Consider the following 15,723-nt stretch of genomic DNA (forward strand, 5'->3'; position numbering starts at 1 on the left):
ATCGGGGGGCGGCCTATGGGGTTCAGCGTGTCAGCGAGTGCAGCGATCATCTTTATCTCATTTTTAATAGCCGCCAGCACACTCTATACTGCATGGGACAACACCTACACCACTGTCCAGGCCGCCCGGGAGGATTGGTACGAGCTGAAGCTTTCCCAGCTGAATACGCTCGTTGGATTGAACGCGTCGGTTGGAGAGTATTCGGTTTCCATCACTAATGGATATTACAACGTCACGCTCTACATTCAGAACTCTGGGGACACCCTCTATGTTTCAGGTTGGAGCGCGATTTACGACGGTAAATATGCCACGATATACGACGTCTCCGACGATAACGTTGGTCTGCTTGATTATCGTCCATATCTGCTTCCGTCGGAGAGCGTTCCCATCAACGTGACGAACATAAAGAGTGATAGTACCGTTCACAACCTCACCGTGGTGTTTGAAAACGGGTGTTGGCTCAGGATGAGCTGGCACTACACGGGAAGTTCTGTGGTGCTCGATGGCACCAGCGAGGGTTGTCCAGCGGAGGTGGGATGATGGCCGCAGGGGGACCAGCGAGCGAGCTGATAATGTTCATGGTGGCAGTGCTCGTCGCGGGGAGCGTCGCGGGGGCACTGGCCTATGTAACCACCGACATAGCTAACGGCATGAACGACAGAGGCGCTATGCTCGCCGATCAGCTCAGGACAGACTTCGCGATAATCAACGATCCCACCAATATACCGGTAGCGGGAACTGGGCCGTACACATATACGTTTTACATCAAGAATATTGGCAAGACATCCATCCCGTTCACATCCGACGCCATTCAGGTCTTCATCAACGGGGAGATCGTACCTCCCGCAAACCTAGCCTTTACTGATGTTAACGGCAACTCAATAACATCCTTGCCCCCCTACGAAGTTGGGGTCATAGTGGTTACTAGGGAAACTGCCTTAACTCCAGGAAATTACTACAAGCTCACAGTGGTTCTTGAGAATGGCAAGAAGCGCAGCCTCGTGTTTAAGGCTCCATCTCCGTGAGACCTGGGGTTAAATAACACCTTCCCGGTGGTGGTCACGTTGGTCGAGGAACTACTCAAGATAGAGCTCAAGGGAGACGAGCTGCACAGGCGCCTTGGCGGTGGAATCCCCGCCGGGACAATAATGCTAGTCGAGGGTGATAGGGGTAGCGGTAAGTCTATATTTGTCCAGAGGCTCCTCTACGGCTTCCTAATGAACGGCTACACGGCCAGCTACATCTCAAGTCAGTACACCACCGTTGAGTACATCAAACAGATGGAGTCTCTGGGTTACGGCATAATCCCTTTTCTAATCAGAAAAAAGCTGGTTTTTGTGTCGCTTTACCCCCTTCTCTCGGGTGTGAGCGAGAAGAGGAAGTTTTTGAGCAGGCTTTTCGGCGAGCCAAGGTTGTGGGAGCCAAACGTTATGATCATCGATGCGTTTTCATCCCTGCTCTCCAGGGAGCAGGACCCCGATGCCGTGAGGGATTTTCTCCTCTACGTCAAGAAGATGGCCTCCCTGGACAAGGTGATAATCCTCACCGCCAACACTGAGGAAATAGACAGGGACTCGCTCTTCGTCCTTGAGGAAGCCTCGACCATGCTGATCCGCCTCAACGTCAAAGTCTTCGGCGGTGATCTGAAGAACTCCGCGACTATTGTGAAGTACAACAACGCTAAGGGAGTCTTCCAGAAGATAATACCCTTCCGCGTTGAGCCGAAGGCCGGGCTTATAGTAGAAATAGCGGCGGTGGTGTGATATGGCGCAGGCGGTTATCAGTGACACCCTCGAAGACGCAATGGCGAGGAACCCCCACCTTAGGAGGTACATTGAGCAGTTCAGAAAGAAGTACGGTAAGATGCCGGAGTTTCACGCCCAGCTCAGCAGGGACATGAAGGACATACCGTATCCCAACATACTCTACCCCGTCGGAGACCCAATATTCGTCCACATCTATACGGACCCCGCCACCGCCGAAAAGCGCTACATTGTCATAGAGCCGAGGATAGAGAGCGCTGAGGAGGAGGAAAAGTACAAGCTCATCAAGGACAAGATACTAGAGCTTGCGCCGACCAGGGACATCCCCGAGGATCAGGAGGAGTTCGAGAGATTCCTCGATGCCCTCTTCGATGAGGCCGTCCTCAGCCTGGCGAAGGGAAGGAGGGCAAAGTTCACCATAACCAAGGACGAGATGGAGAAGTTCCGCTACCTCATAAAGCGCGACATCATCGGTATAGGCCCGCTGGAGCCAATAGCCAGGGATCCGTACATTGAGGATATCCACATCATAGGTGCCCACAACGTTTCCCTCGTCCACAAGATATTCGAGATGATGCAGACCAACATAGACTTCGGCGACGATGTCAAGCTGGCCGACTACTTCAAGAACATGGCGGAGCGCATAGGAAGGCCTGTGAGCGACAGGACGCCTATAGTCGACGGTGCCTTGCCAGACGGCTCCCGTATCAACATCATCTACTCACCTGACATCTCAATAAAGGGTCCGAGCGCGACCATCCGTAAGTTCTCGGCGACACCAATAAGCATAGTCCAGCTCATAGGTTGGGGCACGCTCAGCGCCGAGGTGGCAGCCTACCTGTGGATTGCCCTTGAGTACGGCATGAGCGTCTTCGTCTGTGGTGAGACGGCCTCTGGTAAGACTACTCTCCTCAATGCCATAATCCCGTTCATCAAGCCTGGGTCAAAGATTTATACTGCTGAGGACACTCCTGAGGTCCAGGTTCCCCACCCGGTCTGGCAGAGACTCATAACCCGTGAGAGGGGCCCTGAGGAGAGCAGGGTTACGCTCTTCGATCTCCTGAAGGCGGCGCTGCGTTCGAGGCCGAACTACATCATCGTCGGTGAGATTCGTGGTGCCGAGGGTGCCATAGCCTTCCAAGCAATGCAGACCGGCCACCCGGTTATGGCGACCTTCCACGCGGGCGACATCAAGAAGATGATCCAGCGTTTTACTGGCCACCCGATCAACGTTCCGATAACCTTCATCGACAACCTGAACATAGCGGTCTTCCAGCAGGCGGTCTACGTTAAGGGCAAGTTCCTCAGGAGAACAATCAGCGTCGTTGAGATTGAGGGCTACTACGAGGAGCTTGGCGGTGTGGCAACGAGGAACGTCTTCGAGTGGGACTCGGTATCTGACAGACACATCTTCCGTGGATTCAACAACTCGTACATCCTGGAGAGGAAGATAGCGGAGATAGCGGGTTATGAGGATCCCAAGGACATCTATAACGAGCTTTTCCTGAGGGCAAGGATACTCCAAAGGATGGTCGAGCTTGGCATAACCAACTACTGGGACGTCTACAGGGAGATCAAGGCCTTCTATCTCAAGGGTATCGAGGGCCTCAGCTTCAGGATCTGAGGTGATGCAAATGCCCGAAGAGAAAGCCAGCGTCTTCACCAAGGCCGACCTAAGCATGGAGGCTTACCTTAAGGGCATTCTTCTGCCCTACCTTGGAATCTCAGCGGTGCTTTTCATAGTCATCGGATTTATAACGAGGATTCTTCCTGTTGCCCGGAGTCTCCAAGTTTTAATGTTCTTAATCCCGATAGTTCTGATAATCTACGCTGCTGCCTATCCGTACGTAGTGGCCGACTCCAAGAAGATTTCGATAAACTCGAAGATGCCGTACTTCATCACGTACTTTGCGGTTCTCTCCACGAGCGAGATGGGCAGAAGCGATCTTGTGGCAGTACTCGCCAAGGATCCAAAGCTGGGTGCAATAGCAAGTGAGCTGAAGAAAGTCCACACGATTGTTAACAAACTCCACCTCTCGATGCCGGAAGCATTCCGCTTTCTCGCCAGGAGAACCCCGAGCAAGATGTTCGCAGACTTTCTCGACAGGCTTGCCTACTCCCTTGACAGCGGTGTTGACCTGAAGGAATACCTCTTCCAGGAGCAGAAGACCGTTATGGACGACTATGAGACCTTCTACGAGGGAGCGCTTTATGATCTCGATGTTTTCAAGGAGATATACGAGTCGATCATCATTTCAGTCGTTTTCATAGCGTCGTTCATCATCATCGGTCCGATCATTACGGGAATGGACATAGGCAGGATGGGCCTCTACGCGCTCCTCATGATCATAGCGGCAGAAGTCGGTGTTCTGCTCGTCGTCAAGTTCAGGATGCCAGAAGACCCGATCTGGGCCGACAGCAGGGGAATAAGGGATCCCAAGAGGGAACGCATCAAAATGGCGGCGATTTACTCCAGTATTGGAACCGTTATCCTGACGTTGGTTTATCTCCTGTTTATCAGGCAGAGGTTCAGCATTCCCGAGCCGTTCGTGGTGGCCATGGTTCTTACCCCGTTCTACTACCTCGGAATGGTGGTCGACAGAGAGGAAAAGCGCATCTTCAGGAAGGACGAGAACTTCCCGGCCTTCATCAGGAGCCTCAGCTCTTCCCTTGCCGCCAGCGGTGCATCCCTCGTCCTCGTTCTCAAGTACCTCAGCGCCCACGACTTTGGGTCACTCACGGACGACATCAAAGCTCTCTACAGGAGGCTCGCCATCAGGGTTGACAGGGACAGGGCTTGGGACTTCTTCATCGCCGGAACTGGAAGCTGGCTCATAGGAATATTCTCCGAGATATTCAGGGAGAGCCTGCACATGGGTGCCGAGCCAGATTACGTGGGTCTGGTCATAAGCAGGAACTTCGAGAGGATCGTTAGGCTCAGGAGGAAGAGGCAGCAGAGCATAGCGAGCTTTATAGGTATAATCTACGGTCTTACTGGAGCGTTTGCTTTTGCTCTCGCGGCGTCCTTTCAGGTGGCTGTTTCAATAAACGATCTGTTCTCGAAGATGGATCTCGGAGCTGCCGCGAACTACATTGGCGACATAATACACGTGATACCTCCGACTGGTATGACTTTTCTGATGTACATAATGCTGACGATGATGGTTCTCCACTCATTGCTCTCGGCCCTGGTTATCAAGCTGGCCGATGGGGGGCACATACTAGGCTCCGCCAAATACTTCGTCATTCTGGCTTGGATATTCGCCGTCGGGATGTATCTCGGCCAGACCTTGATGGCGAGGATGATGGGCACGAGTAGCGGAGGTACAGAAGTTGCCCAACTTGTGGGGTATCTGCTGGGGGTGATGCCATGAAGAAGGTTCTTCTGTTTTTAACCCTCTTTTTCTTGGTTTCTACGAGCGTTCCAGTGAGTTCGCTGTCTGCCGAAGCCATGGTAAAGCTCCCCGGGTCTGTTACTGTTGATGGTATCAACTTGAGGTTTGGGGACCTCTCCATTGATGGCAAACTGATGGTTGATGTCTACGTGGACGGCTCTCACTACAGATCACTGACTCTTTCGCCAGGTGAAAACGTATCCATAAATGACCTTAAATTTAAGTACGAGGGTGCGTACATTGGCTCTGAGTCTTTTGCGGTAATTAGCTTGCAGTACTCTTATTTGCTCGCTGGTGATAAGTTGGTTATCGGCGACTACCGCTTTAGGGTTTTGAGCGTCGATCAGAAGGGTTTTAAGATTAACGCGACTTATAAAGGGGAAAGCAAAATATTCACACAATCGAGTTTCAAGATAGGCCATCTCCAAGTAAAGGTCAATTCTACCCCGAATGTGTTTGACGGCATTCTAAATCCCGGCGAGAACGTTACGGTTGGGGATCATTACGTTAAGCTCGTTAAAATATGGGCATCAAAGTCCGGCGAGAAAGTAGTCTCGGGTGCGGTGTTTGAAATTGATGGAAACTCTTACACCCTTGAATCTGGAAAGTCCCAGACTGTAGGATCGTTTGTGGTGGATCTGAAGAGTGCCACCATAGTTGGAGAGCTGGGTGAGGAAGACTGCGACAACTGTAAGGGATACGCGGAGGTTTCCATTAATCTCCTGGCAGTTTCTATAGATGCTGAGACTGTCCCGGATGCTCAGATAAAGCTCAGCCCCGGACAAACGGCTTCGGTTGGGCCTTACATTCTGAGATATGATTATCCACTGGGGGACGCTGTCAAGGCGTCGCTCCTCAATAACTGTGGCCAGAAGTTGGCGGAGGGCCGCCTTAGATTGGGTGAGATATCCTATGTTCTGGCATATCCCGGTGCGATAATAGGATTGGAGAGCATCTCTGACGAAAGTGCCGAATTCATTGTGTTCTTGGATCCAAGCGAGTTTCCAGATGTTACCAAGACTGCAAATCTCTTGATGTCTCTTGAAGTTAAGGATACGAAAATTAAGCAGTACGTTCCATTTGACGTGGTGCTTAGGGTGAAAAACACGGGCAGTGTCGCTCTTAAGAATGCTCTCATAACTTTCGAGCCCTCAAAGGGCCTGAAGCTCGTTTCGGATAACACTGTTTCCATTGACTCGATCGCCCCGGGTAAAGAGGCAGCTTTTACGTTCAAAGTAGTTCCAATTCAAAATGGGACGGTTGAGCTCGGGAAGGCCTATGCAACAGTGCTGGCGCCCTTTGAGCTGGCTTGTGGTCAGTGTACTATCTTAACTTTCACGTCCAATACTGCAAACGTCACCGTTGAGCCTTCCACCATTAAGTACAATGTCTCTCCAACGGGCCCCGAAAGCGTTCCAGTGGGGACTCCTTTCAACCTCTCCATTACCGTGGAGAACAAAGGTGACGTCAGCATCCCAGCGAATCTAAGCATAAGAATACCTCCTGGGGTTGGTGTTGAACTCTCCAAGGATATGGCACTGAAGGATGGTGCAGTTGTCGTTCCCCTGAGCCTCGGTCCTGGAGACAAAGAGACTCTTGTATTAGAATTGGTTCCATCATCTCCGGGTAACTACTCCATCACGGCGCTTGTTGAGACTCCCTACGGTGAATACTCACCAGTTAAGTTTTTCTTCACGGTTATCTCGTCAAAAACGACCGTGATAACAAAAACTGAACATGTCACTGAGACTGTCTCCCCTGTTGAAACTTCTCAGGGCAATAAGACTACTGTAACTGCAACCATAACCAACGTAACCACAACTACTGAATACAAAACAGAAACGACAACGTCCACGGTGGAAGTGCCTTACACGCCCCTTACCACAAAGCTCCTCTGGTTTGGGGTTGGTGTTGCCATCGGTGTTGGGGTGATCATAGGAATTGCCTGGTACATGAGCAGGTCGTCATGAGGATTTTTATTTTTCTCTCTTTCACTTCTTATCGGTGATAATCGTGGACTTGGATGCCCTCTGGAAACGAACTGTTGAGAACTTGGTCAGGGAAGGGATAATAAAGAGTGAGGCCGTTAGGAGAGCATTTCTCAAATATCCCCGGTATCTCTTCGTTGAGGACCGCTACAAGAAATACGCTCACGTTGATGAGCCGCTTCCCATCCCCTCAGGTCAGACTATATCCGCTCCGCATATGGTTGCCATTATGCTGGAGCTTGCCGACTTGAAGCCCGGCATGAACGTCCTTGAGATTGGTACTGGGAGTGGATGGAATGCGGCGCTTATCTCGGAGCTCGTGAAGACCGATGTTTACACAATCGAGAGAATTCCAGAACTCGTTGAATTCGCGAGGAGGAATCTCGAGAGAGCAGGGGTTAAGAACGTCCATGTAATTCTCGGCGATGGCACCAAAGGCTTTCCGCCGAAGGCTCCTTACGACAGGATTATAGTGACGGCCGGCGCTCCGGATATTCCAAGGCCCCTCGTTGAACAGCTGAAACAGGGGGGAAGCTGATAATCCCCGTTGGAAGCTACCACCTCTGGCAGGACTTGCTTGAGGTAGTTAAGAAGCCCGATGGCTCAATTAAGGTCTGGAACCACGGCGGAGTTGCGTTTGTCCCCCTCATCGGGGAGTATGGGTGGAGGGAGTAGCCTTTTAAGTAGACTACTTCCTCCATTTATTCAGGTGGTAAAATGGTCAGGCTCATAGCTTTTGACCTTGAGGGCACGCTTGTTAGGTCAGTTTCGGGATGGGTCGAACTCCATAAGAGGTTTGGGACTTGGGAGAAGGGAAAGGAGTACGCGGAGGCCTTTTTCAAGGGCGAGATAGACTACGCCACGTGGCGAGACTGGGATGCTTCCCTCTGGAAAGGGCATACCAAAGACGAGATACTGGAGTGGGTCAGCTCCGTTGAGTACATGGAGGGTGCGAAGGAGTTAATCGAGCTCCTCAAGGAAAACGGCTTTAAAATAGCCATCTTGAGCAGCGGACTTATGTGCCTCGCTAAGAGGGTCGGCGAAGAACTTGGTGTTGACTACGTTTACGCTAACGAGCTGATTTTCGACGATGAAGGGAGGATAACCGGCGAAGTTAACCCGGTTGTTGATTTCCAGGGAAAAGGCGCTATACTTCGCAGGCTCAAGGAGGAGCTGAAGCCGGAGCTGACCGTGGCCGTTGGCGACGGCTACAACGACATCAGCATGTTCATGGAGGCCGATGTGGCAATAGCCATAAACCCCCATGAAGGCGTTGAGGGCGACCACAACGTCGAGAGCCTCTACGAGGTCAGGGAGATAATCGAAGAGCTGATACGGGGTCAGTGAAGGGCGTGCTCATCACAGTCAGCAAAGCAAAAGCTCTTCATCCCCCGGTGTAGGCCTGGCAGGAAGCCCCGGTTCACGTTTCCCCGGGGAGGGCGGGACGCCAGGCCCAGAGACTTTTGGTTTCAATCTTTAAAACTTTAAAGGCCCATCATTTTAAGCTCCAGCCACCAGAAGATGTCCCCCCAGAAGTAGCTTATCAGGAAGCCGAGGAATATGGCAGGTGCAAAGGGCATCGCCTTCTTTCTCAGGAACCTGTTTTCCAGCTTCCCCTCTTCAACGAGCTTCTTCAGCTCTTCGATCTGCTCCTTGGTGAGGCCCTCGGCGGTTGGTGAGGCTACCACTCTTCCCACTTTTGGCCTAATCTCGGAGAAGTCCCATGTCGAGAGTGCTCTCTTGAACCTCTCAATGGTCCCTTCTCTCTCGCGCTTTACCTCGCCGTTGAGCTCGTGAATGGTCTCACCAAGGATATCCCATTCGTGGAGCTCCTCAACTGGGACTTCTTCCACGAGGACTTTTCCCCGGAGTATTTTTGCCGTCGAGAGAAGAACCTTCACGGCGTAAATAGTTGCAAGCACCTTTAGCAGGGCGAAGAGGGTCGTATCTGGCTGGAGGTACGTCAGGTAGAGAACGCCCGCAATTCCGAGGATGTCCCCCACTGTGCGGTATCTGAGGAATATCGGAAACGCAAGGATGGTCACGAGAAGTCCGAGCAGGGGTCTGTTGAGGTTCAGCAGGGCAGTAACTGCTATCCCGAACATTATCCACAGCGTTGCTTCAATTGTTGTCCTAATGCCTTCAGTGAAAACTCTTTTGATATCTTCTGTTTCCTTCCGCACCACCAGTACTCCAAGCGCGTAGGCTATTATAAACGGAAAGACCGCAAGGATGCTGTTGAACAGTATTGCGACTGGATAAAACGGGTATCCATCGCCGTACGGTGGCACAATCTTGGCGGTCGGGGGGGCCAGGGGGAGAAGCGCGGAGAACGCGGCTAGTATTACTACATCACCGCTGGCCCAGGCGCCGATGTAATACAGGAAAAGGCCGAGTCCAAAGCCCACAAAAAGCCCAATGAGTCCGGAGAGCGCCAGGAGAACGTCCCCGCTTTTGAGTCCGAGGTATAGGTAGTAAAGAATTCCGATCTCGGCGGAGGGTATGATTATCCTTTCAATCCATCTGGGAAGTCCAACGTCCTCTTCCTCCTCTTCCCATCCGAGCAGTTTTCCAATGAGCTGAAGTGTTGGGAACGCGTGGACATCGAAGACAAAGCCCGTTTTTATGTCCGTATATGACGTTAAAATACCAGTTAGGAGGCCCATCAGAAGAGGTATCAGCTCCATTCTATCACCGCCATCACAGGTCTTCTAGGATTTTTTTCCTAATCTCCTTTGTATAGTTTGTAACCGACTTGTTCAGCTCGTTTGTCGAGTTCGTCGCCACTCTAATGGCTATCGCTACGAGAACGAGAACCGCCGCAAGCATGAACAGGTACTCCAGTGCCCCCTGTGCCCTGCGCCTCATTTTTTGCACCTTATATTTTTTAGACTCCAAACCTTTAAAAGTTTCTATTTGAGCTTATCTCGGTAGGGAAAAATGAAGGTCTACAGGCTCTTTGTCAAGGACGAGTATCTAAATTTCATCCGTTCGGGTGAGAAGAGGATTGAGGTTAGGGTTGCATACCCCCAGTTCAGGAACATTAGGCCGGGGGACAAGATAATATTCAACGACTCCATCCCGGCCGTCGTAACGGAAGTGAAGAAGTACGAGACATTCAGACAGGTTCTCAGGGAAGAACCAATAAAGAAAATCTTTCCAGATGAGCCGAGTTTCGAACGGGCTGTGAAGAGGTTTCACAACCTCTACCCCAAATGGAAGGAGAACCGCTACGGTGTGATTGCTATCAAATTCAAGCTCCTCGGTGAGGGGAGATGAGGCACCTCGAATTCGACGGGAGGTATGCGGAGGACATACTGAGGGGGAAAAAGCGGGCGACTGTTAGACTTGGCAGGAAGCCAAACCTCAAGGAGGGCGACACAGTGCTCATCCACGCTGGTGGCTATGCCCTTGGGAAGGCAGTCATAGAGAGAGTTGAGAGCAAGACCGTCGGTGAGCTTACGGACGAAGACGCCTTTCTGGACGGTTTCTCCAGCAGGGAAGAGCTGATAAGGGCGCTCAAGGAGCACTATAAGTACGTAAACGATAATTCCCCTGCTCATGTTATTGTCTTTCGGCTCATTGAGAAGTTTGATAGGCCCGTTATGAGCTCTGACTACGCCTACGAGGGCAACCTGCCGGTTGAAATCGCGGAAAAGGCCCTTAAATATCTCGATCTCCCAGAGGAGGACAGAAAACTGATAGAGCTGTTCCTCAGAACGGGAAGCCTGAGAAAGGCCGCCTATAGGCTCGGCGGATTGAACAAAAGGTACCTGATAAGGGAGGCCCTGAGGAGGGCCTATGAAGAGCTGAAAAAGAAGGGTATCATGGGGCCGAAACTTTAACGCTCTCCAGGATCGTTATCTTCTCCTCTCCGTTTACATCAGTTTTACTCGCCGAGAGCTTTACTGGCATGAGCTTGAACGTGTTGCCGTTTATGATCTTTCTAAGGAGCCTCTCAAAGTCCTCCATCTCGGAGTCGCTGGAGAAGTCCACCCTTGCTATGAAGTCGTACTCTCCGTAGAGCCACTGCCCCTCGACGGGAAGTTCCCTCAGGATTTCGTCCCTCACGCCCCATACGAGCAGTATCGCCTCGATATCCATCACCTCTGGTTTGTGCTCAACTGGGAGTTATATCTTTTTCCAAAGATTTTCTGAATTTGTGCCCAGTTGTCCAACTATTTTCGGTCTATTGTTGTCATAATGTCAGAAAGCTCTTTTAAGATATGGAGAATAAGGAGTGCTGGTGATACTAATGAAAGCTGTCTTCTTTGACTTCGTTGGCACGCTCATAACGAAGGCTGGCGAAAACGTGACTCACCTGAACATAGTCAGGGAAGTACTGAAAAAAGCTGGCCGGGGCGACCTGGACGCTGAAGAAGTTTGGAGGGCCTACGAGGAAGAGAGCTCCGCGCTCTTCTCAGAACTCGCGGGTAAGGAAGCAGTGAAAATAAGGGATGTGGACACTGAGGCCATGAGGAGGGTCGCTGAGAGATACGGCTTTACAGTGCCCAAGGACTTCTGGGAGATAAGCATAAGGATGCACGAAAAATACGGCCAGCTCTTTCCAGATGCAGTGGATACAATAAAAGCCCTCAAGGGTATGGGCCTTCATGTAGGTATAATCACCGACTCTGACAACGATTACATCACTGCCCACTTGAAGGCCCTCGGAATATACGACCTCTTCGACAGCATAACAACGAGTGAAGAAGCTGGCTTTTTCAAGCCCCATCCGAGGCCGTTTCAGCTCGCTCTGGAAAAGGCTGGTGTCAAGCCAGAGGAAGCTCTTTACGTCGGGGACAACCCGAAAAAGGACTGTGTAGGGGCAAAAAACATTGGAATGACCAGTGTGCTCCTCGATCCAAATGGGGAAAAGAGGGAGCTGTGGGAAAACTGCGACTTCATTGTCTCAAGACTTTCAGAGGTCGTGGGGATAATTAAGGGTCTAAAGGGTTAGGGGGTCAGCAACGGCAGGGCTCTTCATCGTTTGCCTCGTTTAGCGAAATTATCATCATTCCCCTCTTCTTTCACTCCTTGAGCCTCTGATAGGCCGCCCACATTCTCTGGAAGACCGTTATCCACGCGAGCACGCCGACGATGTAAACACCCCACTTCACGTACTCTGCCCCAGCAAGGGAGAACGCCATCAGGATCAATAACCTCTCAGCCCTCTCGGCTATTCCAACTGCGAGCGTTCCTGAGCCTGCAAGCTCTGCCCTACAGCGCTCGTAGCTGACGAGGTATGCACCCATAAAGGTCAGGAAAGTCAAGCGCCAGTCCGCGAGGTTGCCGAGGGCTATTCCAAAGAGGACTGCACCATCGCTTATCCTGTCAAAGGTAGAATCCAGGAACGCTCCAAAGCGGCTCGTTTTTCCAGTCATTCTTGCCAGCGTTCCGTCGAGGGCATCTATGGCAGAGCCTATGAGGAGGATCACTGCGGCGAGCCTTGGGCGCTGGAGGTAGAAGAGATACGCTCCAAGCAGGCTTATCAGGAGGCCTATGAACGTTATCGTGTTCGGTGTGACACCGGCTTTTGCTAGAGGTTTTACGATGGCCTCAAGGTAACCTTTGACGTTCTCCCTGTACCTGTTGAGCATCTCTGCCACCTCATTCGAGCTGAAGGACCTTCTTACCTCGCTCCTGGGGGACTATCTTGAGCTTCGCATTATGGAATTCCTTCCTAAGGCCGGCACCGTCGAGCAACCTGTCTAGAAAGACAGCCAGAGCTGCAACCTCGCTGTGGGGCTGGTTGCCGACGGCCACGTTGTAGTCCGCCATCTCATAGACCTCTCTCGGCACCTTTTCTGCACCGACGACGATAAGGAGGTCTTTTCCAGATTTCAGCTCATCCTTTATGCGGGGAATTGCGTCATCAATGTGTATTCCGTACATAGTGAGGTGAACTATGATTCCCCTATCTTTCCACTCTCTCAGGATTTTCTTCCAGCTGGGGTTGAATTCAATTTCAAAAGGACCGCCCCAGCGGTTCACAACGTCTTCCACGCTCTCTTTGACATGCTCGTCCTCTTCTGCGGCTATTATTATTTTATCGGCTCCAAAGGCCCTTGCCGTCAGTGCTACGTGTGTCGTTATCCTCTTGTCCCTCTCAGGCCGGTGTCCAAGTCTGAGGACTGCGATCATCTTCCTCACCCTCTTAGTATCTCCCAGTAAGCACTAAAGTCATCCTTCCATGGTACGTCCCAGTAGAATTCATAAAGTGCTTTTATCGTTTTCTGAATGGTGTCAACGTCCTTCGTACTCAGCACTATGTTGAGTTCATCGTTGGGGGCTGAAGCGAAGAGGAAGAGTGCATAAAGACGTTCTTCTTCACTCAGGCCTGCGAGCACCATATCAAGTTTGGAAACCAGCTGCGGGTGAAGCCTTTTCCTTATGATGCCGTAGATACGGGAATCAAGGTTTACCGTGAAGTCCGCAGTAACGTCTTCGTGTTCGTGGAGGTATGCGTCCTCCGGCATCTGAGCTACTATTCTATAGTTTTCCTGTGAGATCGTCTGGTATATCCTTGGGAAATATGGGCTTGCTATGTACTCGTCCAGAGTTCCGATGAAACTGTGTTTTACATCAACTATGTACCAGCCGTCTGCAGTGTAAAATTCTGTTATGGGTCTTAAGGTACAGTCGTCTCCATCAAACAGTGACACGACTCGCGCGGGAATGTTTAGGGACCTGAGAAATGCCGTGAGGAGTATTTGCTCTTCTGTCGGGCTTATGGCTTCTTTTCTAAAGATTCTGCCGGGATCAAGGGTAGTTGTGTTTTCTGAGAGGGGGTATAAGGCATTTATCCATTGGTATAGCTTCAGTGCTGCATCGTATTCGGAGCTTGCATTTTCAACTATGGCCGTTGCAATGGGTTTAAAGAACGAAGCCTCAAAAGCCGATGTTGAGTTGAACTTGTCTTCCCAGTACCCGTCGACTATTCTGTTCTCCCGAAGGATGTTGTAGTATTCGCCATATGCTCTGAGAAGGTCTTCTCTACTTGCCTCCCAGGGTTTCCAAATGACTTTCAGAGGAAAACTTGTTATTGAAGTCCCTCTTGATGTTCCCAAAGTATAATGGACAATTACTGACACAAAGCCCTCCCTGTATGCGTAGGGGGTGGATATATTGTACTTAAGAATGGCTTGATCGTGGGGATCAATTGTAATGGGCAGTTGCGATACTGGGCGAATCTCCATTCCAGGGAGCGGAGAGATTTTAACGTCAAATATCTTTATCGGAGATTCGTATTCGTTTCTGACTTTAAGCACAACCTGAACGACCTCCCCACCCCTGACTTCTTTGCTTGCATTGACTTCCAAACCTATTTTAGCTGGCACTAGGTTTTGCTTTGTGACTGTTATCCTGAAATTCCCGTAAAACCCCGTCCACGTTCTTTTCAGCTCGTCCTTAATCTCGAGGGATACCTGGAGAGAGTATATCCCAGGTTTTTCGGGGGCTTGTACAACCCATATTAGCTGGGTAGCCTCTCCGACTTTCAGAACTTTGGGGAACTCAGGTTCTTGAAGAATTCTGAAGTCATCTCTTGAGAGCACTAAAGTGACACCGGTTATTCCAACTTTTCCGGTGTTGTTTATCGTGACTATAATATGAAAAATTCCGCCGGGATAAACCGAGGTTTTGTCCACAGAAAATGTCACCTGAGCGGGAGGCTTGAATAGGCATCCCGACGCTACCACAAGTAGGACAACTGCCATGGGGAGGACAGCACGTTTTCTCCATCTCATATCAAACCCTTTAAATTCTTTGAAAGTTAATAAGCTTTGGGTGATGGCAGTGATAACCCTGACGACGGACTTTGGACTGAGGGGGCCCTACGTTGGCGAGATGAATGTGGCAATGCTTAGGATAAACCCAAACGCAACCATTGTTGATATTACCCATGGAATAACGCGCCATTCCATTATCGAAGGGTCGTTTGTCATGGAGCAGGTAGTAAAATATTCCCCTAAAGGAACGGTCCATGTGGGGGTGATAGACCCTGGAGTTGGGACTTCGAGGCGGGCTGTAATAATCCAAGGCGAGCAGTGGCTCGTCGTTCCTGACAACGGTCTGGCCACGCTTCCTCTCAAGCACATCAGACCGAGGAAGGCGTGGGCGATCGAGGTTGAGGAACTCAGGCGCTTCACAGGTTGGGAGGTTAGCTCGACCTTCCACGGCAGGGACGTCTTCGGACCGGCGGGAGCGCTCATCGATAAGGGAGTATCGCCAGAAGAGTTCGCCGTTGAGGTTCCGCTGGAGGATCTAGTCAAACTCGACGTCAAGCCAAAGAATGCGGGAAATGAATGGTTGCTCAAAGTTATCTACGTTGACGACTTCGGCAACGTCATACTGAACCTTGAGGACTACAGAAGGCCGAGGGAAGTTGAACTCCCCGACTTTGGCCTGAGAATCCCGTACCTCGACACCTACGGTCAGGTCAAGCCCGGAGAACTCCTTGCCCTGCCCGGAAGCCACGGTTACCTTGAGATAGCCGTAAACCAGGGCTCCGCTGCCGAGAGGCTCGGACTTAAGGTTGGTGATGAGGTGAGGGCGAGGCTCGTTTAAAAATATTGA

General features: G+C 51.0%; 17 protein-coding genes and 1 pseudogene. 12 read left to right on the forward strand and 6 right to left on the reverse strand.

Features of this window, described 5'->3' with window-relative positions:
- Positions 1 to 15 precede the first annotated feature (15 nt).
- From TK_RS00235 to TK_RS00270, 8 genes and pseudogenes are all read left to right on the forward strand, one after another.
- The gene (locus tag TK_RS00235) at positions 16 to 540 is read left to right on the forward strand and encodes a flagellin (protein ID WP_011249000.1); all 525 of its coding nucleotides are present in this window, start codon (positions 16 to 18) and stop codon (positions 538 to 540) included.
- The gene (locus TK_RS00240) at positions 540 to 1,025 is read left to right on the forward strand and encodes a flagellar protein G (protein WP_011249001.1); all 486 of its coding nucleotides are present in this window, start codon (positions 540 to 542) and stop codon (positions 1,023 to 1,025) included. Before TK_RS00235 ends, TK_RS00240 begins: the two co-directional genes overlap by 1 nt.
- A 39-nt stretch (positions 1,026 to 1,064) precedes the next feature.
- Positions 1,065 to 1,763: an ATPase domain-containing protein gene (locus tag TK_RS00245; RefSeq protein WP_011249002.1), complete on the forward strand. Its 699-nt coding sequence runs from the start codon at positions 1,065 to 1,067 to the stop codon at positions 1,761 to 1,763.
- Position 1,764: 1 nt separating this feature from the next.
- On the forward strand, positions 1,765 to 3,387 hold the full coding sequence (locus TK_RS00250) for a type II/IV secretion system ATPase subunit (RefSeq protein WP_011249003.1): 1,623 nt from the start codon (positions 1,765 to 1,767) through the stop codon (positions 3,385 to 3,387).
- Positions 3,388 to 3,397: 10 nt separating this feature from the next.
- On the forward strand, positions 3,398 to 5,137 hold the full coding sequence (gene flaJ, locus TK_RS00255) for an archaellar assembly protein FlaJ (RefSeq protein ID WP_011249004.1): 1,740 nt from the start codon (positions 3,398 to 3,400) through the stop codon (positions 5,135 to 5,137).
- Positions 5,134 to 7,128 (forward strand): hypothetical protein, encoded by a 1,995-nt coding sequence (locus TK_RS00260; protein ID WP_011249005.1) that lies wholly within the window; start codon positions 5,134 to 5,136, stop codon positions 7,126 to 7,128. Before flaJ ends, TK_RS00260 begins: the two co-directional genes overlap by 4 nt.
- A gap of 43 nt (positions 7,129 to 7,171) precedes the next feature.
- Positions 7,172 to 7,821, forward strand: a pseudogene (locus TK_RS00265) (protein-L-isoaspartate(D-aspartate) O-methyltransferase).
- A 42-nt stretch (positions 7,822 to 7,863) separates the two neighbouring features.
- On the forward strand, positions 7,864 to 8,493 hold the full coding sequence (locus TK_RS00270; protein ID WP_011249007.1) for an HAD-IB family phosphatase: 630 nt from the start codon (positions 7,864 to 7,866) through the stop codon (positions 8,491 to 8,493).
- 137 nt (positions 8,494 to 8,630) lie between these two features.
- On the opposite strand, the gene TK_RS00275 is transcribed toward TK_RS00270, so the two are convergent.
- Positions 8,631 to 9,833 carry an A24 family peptidase C-terminal domain-containing protein gene (locus TK_RS00275; protein WP_011249008.1) on the reverse strand — a complete coding sequence of 401 codons (1,203 nt, stop codon included), beginning with the start codon at positions 9,831 to 9,833 and terminating at the stop codon, positions 8,631 to 8,633.
- A gap of 13 nt (positions 9,834 to 9,846) precedes the next feature.
- On the reverse strand, positions 9,847 to 10,014 hold the full coding sequence (locus TK_RS11775; RefSeq protein ID WP_011249009.1) for a class III signal peptide-containing protein: 168 nt from the start codon (positions 10,012 to 10,014) through the stop codon (positions 9,847 to 9,849).
- A 72-nt stretch (positions 10,015 to 10,086) separates the two neighbouring features.
- Here TK_RS11775 and TK_RS00280 point away from each other — a divergent pair, with 72 nt between their 5' ends.
- Together TK_RS00280 and TK_RS00285 are read left to right on the forward strand one after the other, a co-directional pair.
- Positions 10,087 to 10,425: an ASCH domain-containing protein gene (locus tag TK_RS00280; protein WP_011249010.1), complete on the forward strand. Its 339-nt coding sequence runs from the start codon at positions 10,087 to 10,089 to the stop codon at positions 10,423 to 10,425.
- The gene (locus TK_RS00285) at positions 10,422 to 10,991 is read left to right on the forward strand and encodes an ASCH domain-containing protein (protein WP_011249011.1); all 570 of its coding nucleotides are present in this window, start codon (positions 10,422 to 10,424) and stop codon (positions 10,989 to 10,991) included. The genes TK_RS00280 and TK_RS00285 overlap by 4 nt, the downstream gene beginning before the upstream one ends.
- Here the strand turns inward: TK_RS00285 and TK_RS00290 are convergent.
- Positions 10,972 to 11,250 (reverse strand): hypothetical protein, encoded by a 279-nt coding sequence (locus TK_RS00290; protein ID WP_011249012.1) that lies wholly within the window; start codon positions 11,248 to 11,250, stop codon positions 10,972 to 10,974. The two genes, TK_RS00285 and TK_RS00290, sit on opposite strands and share 20 nt — an antisense overlap.
- A gap of 151 nt (positions 11,251 to 11,401) precedes the next feature.
- Here TK_RS00290 and TK_RS00295 point away from each other — a divergent pair, with 151 nt between their 5' ends.
- A complete protein-coding gene (locus TK_RS00295) occupies positions 11,402 to 12,106 on the forward strand; it encodes a TIGR02253 family HAD-type hydrolase (protein WP_011249013.1) in 705 nt (234 codons plus the stop codon).
- Positions 12,107 to 12,176: 70 nt separating this feature from the next.
- On the opposite strand, the gene pgsA is transcribed toward TK_RS00295, so the two are convergent.
- Genes pgsA through TK_RS00310 form a run of 3 tightly spaced genes read right to left on the reverse strand, consistent with a single transcriptional unit; the run spans position 12,177 to position 14,894 of the window.
- Entirely contained in the window at positions 12,177 to 12,746 is a 570-nt protein-coding gene (pgsA, locus tag TK_RS00300; RefSeq protein WP_011249014.1) for an archaetidylinositol phosphate synthase, read from the reverse strand.
- A gap of 10 nt (positions 12,747 to 12,756) precedes the next feature.
- Entirely contained in the window at positions 12,757 to 13,290 is a 534-nt protein-coding gene (locus TK_RS00305; RefSeq protein ID WP_048053622.1) for a tRNA (cytidine(56)-2'-O)-methyltransferase, read from the reverse strand.
- A gap of 5 nt (positions 13,291 to 13,295) precedes the next feature.
- Positions 13,296 to 14,894, reverse strand: coding sequence for a transglutaminase domain-containing protein (locus TK_RS00310; RefSeq protein ID WP_011249016.1), 1,599 nt, complete (start codon positions 14,892 to 14,894; stop codon positions 13,296 to 13,298).
- A gap of 49 nt (positions 14,895 to 14,943) precedes the next feature.
- Here TK_RS00310 and TK_RS00315 point away from each other — a divergent pair, with 49 nt between their 5' ends.
- On the forward strand, positions 14,944 to 15,714 hold the full coding sequence (locus TK_RS00315) for an SAM hydrolase/SAM-dependent halogenase family protein (RefSeq protein ID WP_011249017.1): 771 nt from the start codon (positions 14,944 to 14,946) through the stop codon (positions 15,712 to 15,714).
- The last annotated feature ends 9 nt before the right edge of the window (positions 15,715 to 15,723 follow it).

This window comes from Thermococcus kodakarensis KOD1 (genome assembly GCF_000009965.1).
Lineage (GTDB): Archaea > Methanobacteriota_B > Thermococci > Thermococcales > Thermococcaceae > Thermococcus > Thermococcus kodakarensis.